Below are 15,503 nucleotides of genomic sequence, written 5' to 3'. Positions count from 1 at the left end.
CGACTCACATTATCCGCTCTTGACAGAATATGAGGATTGCTCACATATTGCAAATATGAGGGATACTCATATTTTGGGAGATGGAAAATGAATACGGACTCGAATGATCTTTATCTGGTGATCGGTGCGACCGGCAAAACCGGCAGGCGCGTTGCGGAGAAATTGCGGGAGAAGGGCCTGTCTGTTCGTGCCGTATCGCGAAGCACGGAAATTGCCTTTGACTGGAGTAATCAATCCGGTTGGGCAGGGGCGCTTGAAGGCGTCACACGGGCCTATGTCACATATCAGCCGGATCTGGCTTTGCCGGGTGCGGTAGATGCAATCCGCGCATTTCTGATGGTCGCGAAGACGGCGGGTGTGAAACATGTCGTTCTTCTTTCCGGACGAGGTGAGGAGGAGGCCGAAGCTGCCGAGCAGGTGCTTCAAACCTCCGGCCTTGACTGGACCGTGCTGCGCGCAAGTTGGTTCATGCAGAACTTCAGTGAAAACTACATGCGGGATGAGCTTTTATCGGGTTCGCTGACGTTGCCGGTCGGACAGACAAAAGAGCCGTTCATCGATGCCGACGATATTGCTGATGTGGCGGTTGCAGCCCTGACGCAATCGAGCCACCGCAATCGCCTCTATGAGCTAACAGGCCCGGAACTGCTGAGTTTTAATGATGCAGTGAGCGAGCTCGCAAGCGCTACGGGGAGGGAACTGTCGTTCTATTCTGTTTCGTTTGCTGATTATGAAGTGGCGTTGCGCGAACAGGCGCTGCCTGAAGATGTCATTGCGCTTCTACGCTATCTTTTCACTGAGCTTTTTGATGGCCGTAACGGCAAAGTGGCGAAGGGCGTCGAGGAAGCTCTGGGTCGAAAGCCGCGCCGCTTTGCAGATTTTGCCCGCAAGGCCGCTGAAGAAGGCGCTTGGGAGGAAGGATCATGACGATGAGTTTTCAACTGCTTGTGCTGCTGACGGCATGGGGTAGTGCGATTACAGGCGGTATTTTCTATGCGTTCTCAAGTTTTGTGATGGCTGCTCTCGCACGCATTCCGGCAAATGCAGGTATATCGGCAATGCAGTCGATCAACATAACAGTGATTAATGGTACATTCTTTGCCGTCTTTTTCGGAACAGCATTGCTCTGTCTGGCGATAATTGCGCTCGGGCTGATGGGTTTTGGCAGCCTGTCGAAGTGGACGATGATCGGTGCTGGCATCTATCTGATCGGCACCATTGGCGTAACCATGATTCTGAATGTGCCGCTCAATGATCAGCTTGCCGTCATGGATGCAAATGCTGCTGCATCAGCGGATGTCTGGATCGCTTATGTGCGCGACTGGACTCTTTGGAACCATGTTCGCACCGTAGCAGCGTTGGTCGCGGCTCTTATGCTGGGAGCGAGTGCGCTGATAAAAGTTTGAATATTATCGAATAAGAAATCGGGCAAATAAAAAAGGCGGGACAAGTCCCGCCTTTCCTCTGCCTTGCGGCAAAAATTATGCTGCGACGAGGTTGTCGGCAGACGAACGGCCCGAACGACGGTCCTGTACGATTTCGTACGTAACCTTCTGGCCTTCATCGAGCGTGGCCAGACCAGCGCGCTGAACAGCGGAAATGTGAACGAATACGTCCGTGCCGCCCTGATCAGGCTGAATGAAGCCGAAGCCCTTGGTCGTGTTGAACCACTTAACAGTTCCCGTAGCCATGGGAAATTCCTTTGTAACATTAGTAGTCGTGTAGTCCGTATGCTTCGCACACGTCCCTGTGGATCGAATTTATGGACAGGAGATCGTCAGGAAGCACGGCAGGCCGGGCGGGTCGCAAAGTCACTTGACCGAAAAATCGATTGCCCGACTATATGCGACAAATTTGACCAATACAAGACAGGCTTTGATATCTCTAAAGGCCTATTTTTGAAATGCTTTTTCATATTCCGATCCAGATGTGATCGCTAACGTCTGCCAAATGCACCTGGAAGAGATGAAAAGAGATGGTTTTATTCCTCAAACGGGGATGCATTTTATAATGCTGCCAGCTGGATAAGCAGGTGCAAGCATCCGATAAAGTGAGCGGTCTGGTTCTCACACAAAAGTTCCAAAATGTTGCTACAGAGTGAGGCCGGAATTGTTTAAGAACAATCCCATGACCTTTGGTATTTACGCCTATATTTACTAGTGGTCTGATTCCAACATTTGCTTCCCTCGTTTCATGTGCTGAGCAAATGTTGGAATTTAAAAGGACCACTAGTAAGTATTTCTATCTAGTGGATTTTTCGAATTTGACGTTTGAAACAACATAAGTGTCAGCCGGAATTCAAACGTCAAATTCAAGCCACTAGCAAAGTTTTGCATCTGCCAAACACAAGCCCGATGAGGAAAGACGTGGTGTCCAAATCAAAGCAGGATAAGCCGCATAGGGCTACTCGCCCGCCTCGTCGTCATCCGGATAAGAGCAAGCAGGACGGCAGCGATCTTCTCTCGCAAGTTCGCATGATGATGAGCGCGTTCTGGGTGTCCCCCGTTCGTAATCAGCTGATCGCCTTGGGAACAGGTATCTTCGTGCTGATCGTTCTGATCGCTATCGGGCAAGTGGCAATCAACCGCTGGAACGTGCCATTTTACAATGCGTTATCGGACCGCAATTTGAGTGCGTTTTTCCATCAGCTATTAATTTTCTTTGCCATTGCCGGCTCAGTTCTCATCCTTAACGTCTCACAGACCTGGCTGAACCAGATGTTCAAGCTGAAGCTGCGCGATGGGTTGGCGCGTGATCTGGTTGGTCAGTGGTTGCAGCCGGGGAGGGCGTTTCGACTGGCAAAGGCTGGCGAAATTGGCATCAATCCCGATCAACGCTTGCAGGAAGATGCACGCCATCTGGCCGAAACGACGAGCGATCTCGGCATCAATCTGCTGCAATCGACAGTCATTCTGGTGAGTTTCGTTGGCGTCTTATGGTCGCTTTCAAGCGGCTTTGTCTTCCATGTCTGGGGTTATAGTTTTTCTATTCCCGGTTACATGGTTTGGGCGGCTGTTTTTTATGCGGGCTCTGCGTCGCTGCTTTCGTGGTTTGTCGGTCGCAGCCTCGTCAATCACAATGCCAACCGCTATGCGCGCGAGGCTGATTTCCGCTTCTCGCTGATGCGGGTTAACGAGCATATCGATGCCGTAACACTCGCACGCGGTGAAGCTGATGAGCGCCGCAGGCTGGATCGCGATCTCGATGCCGTTTTGAGCGCGATCAAGAGGATCGTCATTGCGACAACGAACCTCACATGGGTAACTGCAGGCTATGGCTGGTTCACGATTATTGCTCCGATTCTTGTCGCGGCACCGGTCTATTTTTCCGGCGGGCTGACCTTCGGTGGCCTTATGATGGCTGTGGGTGCCTTCACGCAGGTACATAATTCTCTGCGCTGGTTCGTCGATAATTTCGGCGCGATTGCAGACTGGCGTGCAACGCTTTTGCGCGTTGCAAGCTTCCGTCAGGCTATCTTGCGAATGGATGATATCGGCCATATTGATCGCCAGATCACGCTCGAAACGAACGAAGACGAGCGTTTGACCATCGACGGTTTGTCGATTGCGGTACCTGACGGCTGTCTCAATCTTGTTGAGAAGCAAGTAGCGATCAACCCCGGCGAACGTCTGTTTGTGACAGGGGCAACGGAGACCGAGCGCAGCCGGTTTTTCCGTGCTCTCGGTGGTTTGTGGCCTTGGGGAAGCGGACGCATCGGGCTGCCCGCTGGTGATCGCGTGGTGTTTATCCCTCATGCGCCTTATATCCCACCCGGCAACCTGCATGACGCCGTTGTATATCCACTGAATGCTGCCGATTTCTCTAAAAATCAGGTCGCGGAAGTGCTGAAATTCGCGGGGCTGGAGCGTCTGGAACCACAGATTGATCGTACCTTGCGCTGGGATAGGACGCTCACTGATGACGAGCAGCAAAGCCTGGCACTCGCGCGGCTTGTTCTGCAAAATCCAAGCTGGATCGTGATTGATGGCACATTGGACGGTATGGATGAAGAAGCGCGCAAACGCGCGTATGCAATTTTGACCGGCCCATTAAAAGATGCATCCGTCATTCATATCGGCAAAGGTCTTGGGCATAATGGTTTGTTCACACGCCAACTCCATCTTGAGATGGACTTGCAGGCTGATCCACTTCGCCTGCCGCATCAAACAGAAGCAACGGTCTAGGGTCTGTGGAGAATTAGTTTTGGAGCGTGGTATGAGTGAAAATCGCACAGGTTCCGGAGCAAGATGCGCGCCAAAACAAATAGATAGAGCATTGCCGAGTTCGTCATATTGGCGGTTGCTACCAAAGAAAAAGGCCGCAGATTTTCATCTGCGGCCTTTTTCGTGTCTCTCAGTTTGATTAATCGCGGAAGTAATCCTGCAGCGGACGGACTTCCATCGAACCGGCCTTAAGTGCCGCAATAGCTTCAGCAGCAGCTTCTGCACCAGCCATGGTGGTGTAGTAAGGCAGCTTCTGCATCAGTGTTGCACGGCGGATCGACTTGCTGTCCGAAACAGCGCTTGCGCTGTCGGTCGTGTTGAAGACCAAATGGATCTGACGATTGCGGATCGCGTCTTCAACGTGCGGACGGCCTTCGATGACCTTGTTGATCTTGGTCGCTTCCACGCCATTTGCGACGAGGAACTGCTGTGTTCCGCCGGTTGCCATTACCTTGAAGCCGATGCTCGCAAGCTTGCGGACTGCACCCAGTACGCGTTCCTTGTCTTCATCGCGAACTGAGACGAAGACCGTGCCTTCGCGCGGCAGCTCAACGCCTGCGCCGAGCTGCGCCTTGGCGAAGGCCAGTGCGTAGTCGTAGTCGAGGCCCATGACTTCACCGGTCGAACGCATTTCAGGTCCGAGCAGGGTATCGACGCCCGGGAAGCGTGCAAATGGGAACACGGCTTCCTTGACTGCGATGTGCGGGCGCGAAGGAGCCTGCGGCTTGCCGCCATACGCGCCGAGCGCTTCTTCAAGGCTTTCGCCAGCCATGATGCGGGCCGCAACCTTGGCAATCGGTGTGCCGATGGTCTTTGCAACGAACGGAACCGTACGCGAAGCGCGCGGGTTCACTTCAAGAATGAAGATTTCGCCGTCCTTGATCGCGAACTGGACGTTCATCAGGCCGCCAACATTAAGTGCCTTGGCAAGAGCTTCGGTCTGACGTTCCAGCTCAGCAACGGTTTCAGCGGAGAGCGAATGAACTGGCAGCGAGCAGGCGCTGTCGCCCGAGTGAATACCGGCTTCTTCGATATGCTCCATGATGCCGGAAACGAAGCTGGTCTTGCCGTCGCAAAGGCAGTCGACGTCCACTTCGATGGCCTGTGTAAGATAGGTATCGAACAGGAGCGGGTTCTTGCCGAGCAGCGTGTTGATCTGACCAGTCTTGTCGTTTGGATACTTGGCCTTGATGTCTTCAGGGACCAGTTCCGGAACGGTATCGAGCAGATAGGCCTGCAGGCTGCGTTCATCATGGATGATCTGCATGGCGCGGCCACCCAGAACATAGGACGGACGAACAACCAGCGGGAAACCAAGATCTGCTGCGATTAGGCGTGCCTGTTCAACCGAATAGGCGATGCCGTTCTTTGGCTGGTTGAGACCGAGCTTGATGAGCAGCTTCTGGAAGCGGTCGCGGTCTTCTGCAAGATCAATCGCGTCAGGCGAAGTGCCGAGGATCGGAATGCCTGCCTTTTCCAGTGCATTTGCAAGCTTGAGCGGGGTCTGGCCGCCAAACTGTACGATCACGCCATGCAATGTGCCTTTTTCTTGCTCTACGCGCAGGATTTCCAACACATCTTCAGCTGTAAGCGGTTCGAAGTAGAGGCGGTCGGACGTGTCGTAATCGGTCGAAACTGTTTCCGGGTTGCAGTTGATCATGATGGCTTCGTAATCGGCATCGCCGAGTGCGAAAGCGGCATGACAGCAGCAATAATCGAATTCGATGCCCTGACCGATACGGTTTGGACCGCCGCCGAGAATGACGACCTTCTTGCGATCCGAAACCTGTGCCTCGGAGCGAGGCTGACCGACGAATGGCGTTTCATAGGTCGAGTACATGTAGGCGGTTGGCGAAGCGAATTCTGCAGCGCAGGTATCGATGCGCTTGTAAACCGGATGCACATCAAGTTCACTGCGCAGCTTTGCGATATCCTCTGCGTCCTTGCCCGTCAGGCTGGCGAGGCGCGCATCGGAGAAGCCCATGGCCTTCAACATACGCAGGTTTTCTGCATCCTGTGGCAGACCGTGTTCGCGAACACGCTCTTCGGTCTTCACAATGGCTTCGATTTGTTCGAGGAACCAAGGATCGATCTTGGACGCATCGTGAACCTGCTCGGTCGTCAAACCAAGGCGCATTGCCTGAGCGACCATGCGCAGACGGTCTGGCGTAGGCGTGCCGATGGCAGCGCGGATCGCGTTCTTCTCATCGCCTTCTTCAATATTTGGAATGGCGATTTCATCAAGGCCCGTCAGGCCGGTTTCGAGGCCGCGAAGCGCCTTCTGCAAGCTTTCCTGGAAAGTACGGCCAATGGCCATGACTTCACCGACCGACTTCATTGCAGTGGTCAGGATTGGCGAAGAGCCCGGGAATTTTTCGAATGCAAAGCGCGGGATCTTGGTGACGACATAGTCGATCGATGGTTCGAACGATGCAGGTGTCGCGCCGCCGGTGATGTCGTTGTCGAGTTCATCCAGTGTGTAGCCGACAGCAAGCTTTGCCGCGACCTTGGCAATCGGGAAGCCGGTTGCCTTGGAAGCGAGAGCCGAAGAACGCGACACGCGTGGGTTCATTTCAATCACGATCATGCGGCCATTGGCCGGGTTGATCGCGAACTGCACGTTGGAGCCACCGGTTTCAACGCCGATCTCGCGCAGCACCGCAATCGAGGCGTTACGCATGATCTGGTATTCTTTGTCGGTCAGCGTCAGCGCTGGTGCAACGGTGATTGAGTCGCCGGTATGGACGCCCATAGGATCGAGGTTTTCGATCGAGCAGATGATGATGCAGTTATCCGCCTTGTCGCGGACGACTTCCATTTCATATTCTTTCCAACCCAGAACCGACTCTTCGATCAGAACTTCAGTCGTTGGCGATGCATCGAGACCGCGCTCGATGATTTCGAAGAATTCCTGGCGGTTATAAGCGATGCCGCCGCCGGTGCCGCCGAGCGTAAAGCTTGGGCGGATAATGGCAGGCAGGCCAACCACGTCGAGTGCCTGCGCAGCTTTTGCAAGCGCGTGGCTCATGTAGCGCTGCTTGCGCTCAACTTCGCCCAGCTGCCATTCGGTTTCCAGCTTGTCGAGCGCCTTGTCGAGATCATCGCCAGAATACTGCGACTTCACTTCAGCGCGCTTGGCTTCGTGACGCTTGCGGTCTTCGTCCTTGATTTCGGTCGCATTGGCCAGTCGCGATTCCGGTGTGTCGAGGCCAATCTTGTCCATGGCTTCACGGAAGAGGGCGCGGTCTTCTGCCTTGTCGATGGCTTCTGCATGTGCGCCGATCATCTCAACATTGTAGCGCTCAAGAACGCCCATGCGGCGGAGCGACAATGCAGTGTTCAGCGCGGTCTGACCGCCCATGGTTGGCAGCAGTGCGTCAGGACGTTCCTTGGCAATGATCTTAGCAACGACTTCAGGCGTAATTGGTTCGATATAGGTCGCGTCCGCCAGATCAGGATCGGTCATGATCGTAGCTGGGTTGGAGTTGACGAGGATGATGCGGTAGCCTTCCTCTTTCAACGCTTTACAGGCCTGCGTGCCGGAATAATCGAACTCGCAAGCCTGGCCGATAACAATGGGGCCCGCGCCGATAATCAGGATCGATTTGATATCTGTACGTTTCGGCATGGGGGCGTTTTCCTTGTTCTTAGCCTGCCAGAAAAGCCCGCACGGTTTACCGGCGGGTTGGCAGAGAGAAATTCTGTGGGCTAAGCTGGCCTTATAGGCAATGATGACCCAAAGCGGAACCCCACAAATGCCCTTATTTAAAAGAAAATGTGGGCATTTACGGAAAATCACAAACAAGCGTCGAGATTGCAACCACTCATTGGTGCGTTTGTTGCAGATACGTGTTTGTTTGTGATCCTCGCTCATTTACTTTTTCTGTTGCCGCGCCAACTGTTTGTGCGACAATTGCTTGCAACAGATTGGTGCTGCCTTCTTAACGGCTGGCACGGTGAAGGGGAGTTGGTCCATGCGTTGGCAAGGCCGTAGACAAAGCGATAATGTTGAGGATGTGCGTGGACAACAAGGTGGCGGCCTCGGCGGCGGCTTTGGTCGCGGTGGCGGCATGGGCGGCGGACCCGGCTTTCGCATTGTTCGCGGCGGCGGCATTTCCGGTATTCTCATTCTCGTTGTGATGTTCTTCGTGTTGCGTGCAATTGGCATTGATCCACTGCCATTCCTGTTTGGTGATGGCAGTATCCAGTCTACGCAGACGCAGCAGAGCAGTGGTCGCACGCCTGCTGAGGGCGGCAAGGTCGCTAATGACGAGGCGACACAATTTGCTCGCACCATTCTCGCTGAAACCGAAGATACATGGAGCGGAATTTTCCAGTCACGCGGGCAGACATACACACCGCCGACGATGGTTTTATTCTCGGATGGTGTTCGTTCAGCCTGCGGTATGGCTTCGGCGGCTTCAGGGCCATTCTACTGCCCCGGTGATCGCAAGCTTTATATCGATCTGACTTTCTTCAATGAACTGGCCACTAAGTTCGGTGCATCGGGTGATTTCGCCAATGCCTATGTTATTGCGCATGAGGTCGGCCACCATGTTCAGAACCTGCTCGGCATTCTGCCGCGCTTTAATCAGATGCGTCAGCAGATGAGTCAGGCTCAGGCCAACCAGATGTCGGTTCGTGTCGAATTGCAGGCCGATTGTTTTGCTGGCGTCTGGGGATATTACACAAACCAGAAGGGCATTCTGGAAGCTGGTGATCTTGAAGAAGCGATCAATGCTGCGCACCAGATTGGTGACGATACGCTGCAAAAGCGTAGTCAGGGCTATGTCGTTCCTGAAAGCTTCAATCACGGAACGTCTGCACAGCGCGCCAAGTGGTTCCAACGCGGTTTCCAGAGCGGCAAGATCGAATCCTGCGATACTTTCAGCGGCGATGTCTGATCGCTAAAGCCGATATAAACAACGAAAAAAGCCGGGATCAAATCCCGGCTTTTTCTTTTCTTAACAGAGTTTTACAACAGTTCCAGTTAAGAATGAATCGTTGGAACCGCTGTAACTGTTTGTTTTCACGCAGCCTCTTCGCGTTCTGGCAGAAGAGCTTCGCCCTTCTTTTCACGGATCAGATTGATGAAGCGACGGAAGAGATAGTGGCTGTCCTGCGGGCCGGGAGAAGCTTCCGGATGGTGCTGTACGGAGAACACCGGCTTGCCGATGACGCGCAGGCCGCAATTGGTGCCGTCGAACAGCGATACATGCGTTTCTTCTACATGGTCTGGCAGGCTGTCGGAATCGACCGCGAAGCCGTGGTTCATCGAAACAATCTCAACCTTACCGGTTGTGTAATCCTTGACCGGATGGTTTGCGCCATGATGGCCCTGATGCATCTTCTCGGTTTTCGCACCAAGTGCCAGTGCCAGCATCTGGTGTCCAAGGCAGATGCCGAAAACAGGCAGTTCGCTATCAACCAGCTTCTGGATCGTTGGCACAGCATATTCACCGGTGGCAGCCGGATCGCCAGGGCCGTTCGAAAGGAAGATGCCGTCTGGATTATAGGCCAGTACATCTTCTGCAGTAGCGGTTGCAGGCAGAACTGTGACCTTCGCGCCGAGGCCGGAAAGCAGACGCAGAATGTTACGCTTTACGCCGAAGTCGAGTGCTACGACATGATACTGGTTGTCGGCCTGTTCGCTATAGCCTTCGCCCAGCGTCCAAGGGGTCTGGTCCCAGGTCAGGCTCTGACCGATGGTGACATCTTTTGCTAGATCAAGATTTTCCAGACCGCTCCAGTTAGCAGCGCGGGCCTTGAGAGCGTCGATGTCGAACTTACCTTCAGGATCATGTGCGATGACGGCATTCTGCGCGCCACGCTCACGGATCAGCGATGTGAGGGCGCGGGTATCGATGCCGGCGAGCGCGATAACGCCGCGGTTTTTGAGCCAGGTGTTGAGGTCTTCCGACGAACGGAAGTTCGAAGGCGTTGTGATGTCTGCCTTGAAGATCGCGCCGACTGCGCCGTGGCGATTGGCTGGCGTCAGGTCTTCGATGTCTTCAGCATTAGCACCGACATTGCCGATATGCGGGAAGGTGAAGGTCACGATCTGTCCGGCATAGGATGGATCGGTCAGGATTTCTTCATAACCGGTGAGGGCGGTGTTGAAGACCACTTCGGCTTCAATCGCGCCGGTTGCGCCAAGGCCCTGACCTTCGATAACGGTTCCGTCTGCCAGAACCAGAATGGCGGTTCGCTTGGTCGTCGTCCAGGGTGCGGTTTTCGATGTGGCTTCGGTCATAGGTGCACTCCTGTGTGGTTTCGCGGCTGCCGTCTGGCGCACGTTTCGAGTTTATCAGTATGCGACATGCGCCTGTTTTCAGCCAGCCAGTTGAGGGGCTGCTTGAAAACTGGAACTTTTAGAGCCATATACGCGCCAAAAAGCAGCGGGGTTAAAAACCTTCCGCCGTGAGCACATGCCGATGTCCTGCTAAGCCTCGAGCAATAGAGAAAGTTGGGCGCGGGGTCAATCGTCTTGATCCATTGTTTCCGGTAATATCGGCGATAATTGCCGGGTTTTTACTTGTGGGATGATGGTTTCGACAGCTCGGCGGATATGCAGCATTGCTGTATAGCTATATTTCTTACCTAACCGTCAGGAGAGACGTTATGCTTCGCCAGGAGATTTCTCAGGCACTTACCAATGCAATGAAGGCACAGGATAAGCTGCGCTTGTCGACACTGCGTCTGATTATGGCTGCGGTTAAGGACCGTGACATTGCTAATCGCGGCGCTGGCAAAGATCCGGTTGGCGACGAGGAACTGCTTGGCATTCTCGGAAAGATGGTCAAGCAGCGCGAAGAATCCGCGCGCATCTATGAAGAAGGCAATCGTATTGAGCTCGCTGAAGGCGAACGTCAGGAAATTGCGATCCTCAATGATTTCCTGCCAACGCAGATGAGCGATGATGAGATCAAGACGGCTTGTGAAACGGTTATTGCAGATATCGGTGCGCAGGGCCTTCGCGATATGGGCAAGGTCATGGCTGCATTGAAAGAACGCTATGCAGGCCAGATGGACTTCACCAAAGCCAGCGCTCTGGTGAAGACACTGCTTCAATAGAAGCGCCTTTGTTGTAAATAAAAAAGCCCCGCTTCTGCGGGGCTTTTTGTTAGCTTTGTTTCGCTGTCTTCAAGCGGGTTGCACTGAGCAGTCCTTGTTCTTCGAGAACCGGATATGCCATCGATGCCAGCAATGAATTAATCTGCTTGAGATCGCGAATGGTGTCGAGATGGATGGTGCTTGTTTCGATACTGCGCGTTGAGCCTTCGCGAAGGCGCGAGAAGTGACGCATACTCGTCTGCTTTTCGAGATCGCGCAGATTGTCCTTCTCCTGCACCAGCAGGCGCGCCGTGCGACCATCACGCGAAACAATCACGTTGAAAGCCATATGCGCGTTGGCCAGCACCATGGCATGGAAGTGGCTCAGTTCCTTCCAGCCTTCCTCGGTGAATTCGAGATTGTGGTCCATCTTCTTTTGCACATGCGCAAGCATGTTGCGGACGATGATGTCGCCGACCTGTTCGAGCTTGACGCAGGCACCCATCAGCTCCTGCATACGGAGCGCTTCAAACTCATCAAGATCCTTGCTTGCAAGCCTGGTGAGATAAAGCTTGATCGCCGCATGTTTCTTGTCGACCCGGTCATCGAGTGCTGCAAGTTCATTAATACGTGCCTGATCCGGCTTCTCGTAAAGGTCGATAATGCGGCGCAGCATTACTTCAATCGTGTCGCAGACGCCCACAACTTCGCGCGTTGCATTGGCAAGCGCCTGCGAAGGACGGTCGAGCACGGCATTGTCGAGCGCGCTGTATTCTTCGACCTCGATTGGCTGAACGGGGGCATTCTTGTCCGAGTTGAGATGCACCAATGCTTCTGTCGCTCGCAGAACCAGGCCGGACAATGGAATGCCCGCAAGCATGATGATGACATTGAACAGGATATGCGCGTTGACCACCTGCGAGACAGGGTCGCCGCCGAGGAAGCCGAGCGAAGGCTTGAAGCTTTCAAACAGCACCAGCATGATCATCGAACCTGCACCGCGCATCAGCAAATTGCCGAGCGGGACGACGCGAGTTTCGGGTGGCGCGTTGCGGGTCAGAATTGGGGCAATAATGGACGAGCCGAGATTGACACCCAGCACCATGATAACTGCAAGCTCGGGCGTGATTAGTCCACGGGACGCGAATGTGGTCAGCAGGATGACGCCTGCAATGCTCGAATGGAACAACCAGGTCATCAGTGCGGCCAGAAGATAGGTCGTCACCGGATCGCTGGAGAGATAATCTACGATAATTGGCAGAAGCTCGCTCTGACGCAGCGGCTCGGTGGCCTGTCCTGTCATTTCCAGAGACATGATGAGCAGGCCGATGCCGACGAGGATGCGGCCAATCTGGCGCCAGTCCCGTCGCTCGGTGGTCATGAAAATGGCGGTGCCTGAAACAAGGCAGAGCGGCACAAGCAAGGTCAGATCATAGCTCAGGATCTTGACGACAAGCGCCGATCCAAGTTCGCCGCCGCGCACAGCCATCAAGCCCGCAACGCCGCTCACAATGCCTGATCCGACAAAAGAGCCGACCAAAAGTGTGACTGCGGTGGAACTTTGCAGGGCAATTGCCATGACAAGGCCGAAGGCTATCGCCAGCAGCGGGTTCTGCATCTGATTGCGCAGACGACGGCGTAGCCGATCACCATAGGCGCGCTCCACACCCGTTCGCACCATGCGGGTCGCCCAAAGAAGGAGAGCAACAGCACCAGCAAGATGCAAAAGGACAAGAGAACCGTTCATTGGAACTCCTTTCGGGTTGGAGATTGGGGGATCAAATTTTTCAATTAAGTCTAAACAACAAAAAGAGAAAAAATATGTTCCGGCTAATTATATTAATGAGGGAATATGAGCCTGAAATCCCTCTAAATCAAGCGGCGTCGCTTCAATGTGAAAGATATGTGACAGTTTTATGACATATCGGGCGAAGCAGTCCCTATGTACTGCGGACTGTGATTAGCGGGGAGGGCCGCTTCTGTGTCATGGACTGCGTGTTCGCGCGCGCCTATATATGCTGAAGAACAAATTGCCTGCTGAGCTGAAAGAGACAATCGTAATGCGTTTTCCGCCTTCCTTTCTCGATGAGATCCGAGATCGCGTGCCGATCTCGACGCTGATCGGAACGCGCGTTTCGTTTGATCGGAAAAAGAGCAATCCGCCGAAGGGTGATTTCTGGGGCTGTTGCCCGTTCCATGGCGAAAAAACGCCAAGCTTCCACTGCGAAGACCGTAAGGGACGTTACCACTGTTTCGGTTGCGGAGTAACCGGCGATCACTTCAAATTTCTGACCGAGCTGGAAGGCGCAAGCTTTCCTGAAGCAGTGGAGCGCGTCGCTGACATGGCTGGCGTGCCGATGCCCGCACGCGATCCGGAAATGGAAAAGCGCGAAGCGCAGCGCGCATCGCTTTATGATGTGATGGAGCTTGCAGCGCAGTTTTTTGAAAGCCAGCTGCAGGTTGCTGCAGGCGCAAAGGCGCGTGCTTATCTGCGCGATCGCGGACTTTCCAGCGCAACACAGCAGACTTTTCGCATTGGCTATGCGCCGGAATCGCGCAATGCGCTGAAAGAGTTCCTGGCGGGCAAAGGTATCGCGAAAGATCAGATCGAAGCCTGCGGCCTCGTTGTCCATGGTGAAGGCATTGCGGTTTCCTATGATCGTTTCCGTGATCGTATCATGTTCCCGATTGAGGATTTGCGCGGCCGCATTGTCGCTTTTGGTGGTCGTGCGCTTTCGGCTGATGCCCCTGCAAAATACCTCAATTCACCGGAAACCGAGCTGTTTCATAAGGGCCGCATTCTTTATAATGGCCTCCGTGCGCGCAAGGCGTGTCAGCCACAGGGCGGCGAACCGGCAAAGCCGATCATCGCTGTTGAAGGCTATATGGATGTGATTGCGCTGGCACAGGCGGGCATTGAGCAGGCCGTGGCGCCGCTCGGGACGGCACTGACAGAAGAGCAGCTTGAATTGCTTTGGCGCATCAGTCCTGAACCTATCCTCTGCTTTGACGGCGATGGCGCAGGTGTTCGCGCAGCCTATCGTGCGGCTGATCTGGCATTGCCTACGTTGCAACCGGGTAAATCGTTGCGTTTCGCCATGCTTCCCGAAGGGCAGGACCCGGACGATCTGGTGAAGGCAGAAGGTCCATCAGCGTTTTATTCCGTTTTGCGTGATGCTAAGCCGCTGGTCGATATGGTCTGGACGCGTGAGACTGCCAGCGGCGTTTACGACACCCCGGAGCGGCGTGCTGAGCTGGAAGCGCGTTTGCGCGAAATCACCAGCCGCATCGCAAATGAGGACATTCGGCGCCATTATAGCCAGGAAATGCGTGACAGAGCTCAGGCATTTTTTGGGCAGCGACGGCAAAATAATGGCGGAAATACGTTTAATCGTGGCAAAGATAAGGCGCGAGGCCCTCAGCAGGGTCGCGGCGGTGCTGCCTTTGGCGGTCGTCTGTCGTTTTCTGACAGTCTGACGCGCTCCAACATGGTCAAAGGCCGCAACGCGCCGCTGCGCGAAACGGCAATCGTTTTGATGCTGCTTAACCATCCGCGTCTGATCGAAGAAGATTTTGAGACGATGGCCGCACTTGATCTTGAGCACGATGCTTTGAAGGTATTGCATCTGGCAATGCTGGATGTGCTGGCCTCCAATCATGTCGAAGATGGCTATGCGATGCGCAAGGCGCTGGTTGCGGCGGGGCATGTCGAATTGATCGAGACGCTTGAAGCTGTTGTCAGGCGTACCCGCGAGTGGACGGCCACGGCGCAGGCGGCCGAGGATGATGTTCGTGAAGCCTTAAAACAGGCGCTTCACTTGCATCAGCGGGCGCGCACCCTACATAGGGAGTTGCGCGCTGTCGAAGCATCGCTTGATAGTGATGAAACGGGTGAAATTTTCGCCCGACTTATTGATATTCAGAAACAGATTGCTCAGGCAGAAGCAACCGAAGCCCTCATTGACGGGTTTGGACTTTCATCGGGACGCGCACCGGGAAGTTCGTGATTTCAGTCATGCTGTCTGCAATCAGGTAAACGCGTAACAGTTTAATGTCACAGGCCCCGAATCACCTGGAAACGGCGAAAGACTTCAAACTGCCGGAAATGGCGGGTTTGTGGGAATTTGGGGCGTTGAAAAGGGCTGAGAACGCGCCGCGACAATAAATGATTCGCTTTTTGGACCCGAATCAGGTGAGTCGCTCTTGACGTGCGGCACAAATGACGGA

At 54.2% G+C, this 15,503-nt stretch carries 10 protein-coding genes; 6 read left to right on the top strand and 4 right to left on the bottom strand.

What is annotated here, in order from left to right; genetic code table 11:
- The first annotated feature begins 87 nt into the window (after positions 1–87).
- On the top strand, positions 88–927 hold the full coding sequence (locus tag CEV34_RS02510; RefSeq protein WP_007875926.1) for an NAD(P)H-binding protein: 840 nt from the start codon (positions 88–90) through the stop codon (positions 925–927).
- Positions 924–1,406, top strand: coding sequence for an anthrone oxygenase family protein (locus CEV34_RS02505; RefSeq protein ID WP_007875925.1), 483 nt, complete (start codon positions 924–926; stop codon positions 1,404–1,406). The genes CEV34_RS02510 and CEV34_RS02505 overlap by 4 nt, the downstream gene beginning before the upstream one ends.
- 75 nt (positions 1,407–1,481) lie before the next feature.
- On the opposite strand, the gene CEV34_RS02500 is transcribed toward CEV34_RS02505, so the two are convergent.
- A complete protein-coding gene (locus tag CEV34_RS02500; protein ID WP_007875924.1) occupies positions 1,482–1,691 on the bottom strand; it encodes a cold-shock protein in 210 nt (69 codons plus the stop codon).
- A 675-nt stretch (positions 1,692–2,366) separates the two neighbouring features.
- On the opposite strand from CEV34_RS02500, the gene CEV34_RS02495 reads away from it, so the two are divergent.
- The gene (locus CEV34_RS02495) at positions 2,367–4,184 is read left to right on the top strand and encodes an ABC transporter ATP-binding protein/permease (RefSeq protein ID WP_083898634.1); all 1,818 of its coding nucleotides are present in this window, start codon (positions 2,367–2,369) and stop codon (positions 4,182–4,184) included.
- Positions 4,185–4,362: 178 nt separating this feature from the next.
- Here the strand turns inward: CEV34_RS02495 and carB are convergent, their stop codons facing one another.
- On the bottom strand, positions 4,363–7,851 hold the full coding sequence (carB, locus tag CEV34_RS02490) for a carbamoyl-phosphate synthase large subunit (protein WP_007875921.1): 3,489 nt from the start codon (positions 7,849–7,851) through the stop codon (positions 4,363–4,365).
- 346 nt (positions 7,852–8,197) lie between these two features.
- Between carB and ypfJ the strand changes: the two genes are divergently transcribed.
- Positions 8,198–9,127 carry a KPN_02809 family neutral zinc metallopeptidase gene (gene ypfJ / locus CEV34_RS02485; protein ID WP_007875920.1) on the top strand — a complete coding sequence of 310 codons (930 nt, stop codon included), beginning with the start codon at positions 8,198–8,200 and terminating at the stop codon, positions 9,125–9,127.
- 125 nt (positions 9,128–9,252) lie between these two features.
- Here ypfJ and carA read toward each other — a convergent pair whose 3' ends face one another.
- Positions 9,253–10,476 carry a glutamine-hydrolyzing carbamoyl-phosphate synthase small subunit gene (carA, locus tag CEV34_RS02480; RefSeq protein WP_007875919.1) on the bottom strand — a complete coding sequence of 408 codons (1,224 nt, stop codon included), beginning with the start codon at positions 10,474–10,476 and terminating at the stop codon, positions 9,253–9,255.
- A gap of 368 nt (positions 10,477–10,844) precedes the next feature.
- On the opposite strand from carA, the gene CEV34_RS02475 reads away from it, so the two are divergent.
- Positions 10,845–11,297 carry a GatB/YqeY domain-containing protein gene (locus CEV34_RS02475; protein WP_007875918.1) on the top strand — a complete coding sequence of 151 codons (453 nt, stop codon included), beginning with the start codon at positions 10,845–10,847 and terminating at the stop codon, positions 11,295–11,297.
- 49 nt (positions 11,298–11,346) lie between these two features.
- Here CEV34_RS02475 and CEV34_RS02470 read toward each other — a convergent pair whose 3' ends face one another.
- The gene (locus tag CEV34_RS02470) at positions 11,347–13,023 is read right to left on the bottom strand and encodes a Na/Pi cotransporter family protein (RefSeq protein ID WP_007875915.1); all 1,677 of its coding nucleotides are present in this window, start codon (positions 13,021–13,023) and stop codon (positions 11,347–11,349) included.
- A gap of 313 nt (positions 13,024–13,336) precedes the next feature.
- On the opposite strand from CEV34_RS02470, the gene dnaG reads away from it, so the two are divergent.
- Complete coding sequence (dnaG, locus tag CEV34_RS02465) at positions 13,337–15,283, top strand: DNA primase (RefSeq protein ID WP_007875913.1); 1,947 nt, start codon at positions 13,337–13,339, stop codon at positions 15,281–15,283.
- Positions 15,284–15,503: the final 220 nt, after the last annotated feature.

This window comes from Brucella pseudogrignonensis, from assembly GCF_002252525.1.
Taxonomy (GTDB): Bacteria; Pseudomonadota; Alphaproteobacteria; order Rhizobiales; family Rhizobiaceae; genus Brucella; species Brucella pseudogrignonensis.
This window is presented reverse-complemented; position numbering and strand designations above follow the sequence as displayed.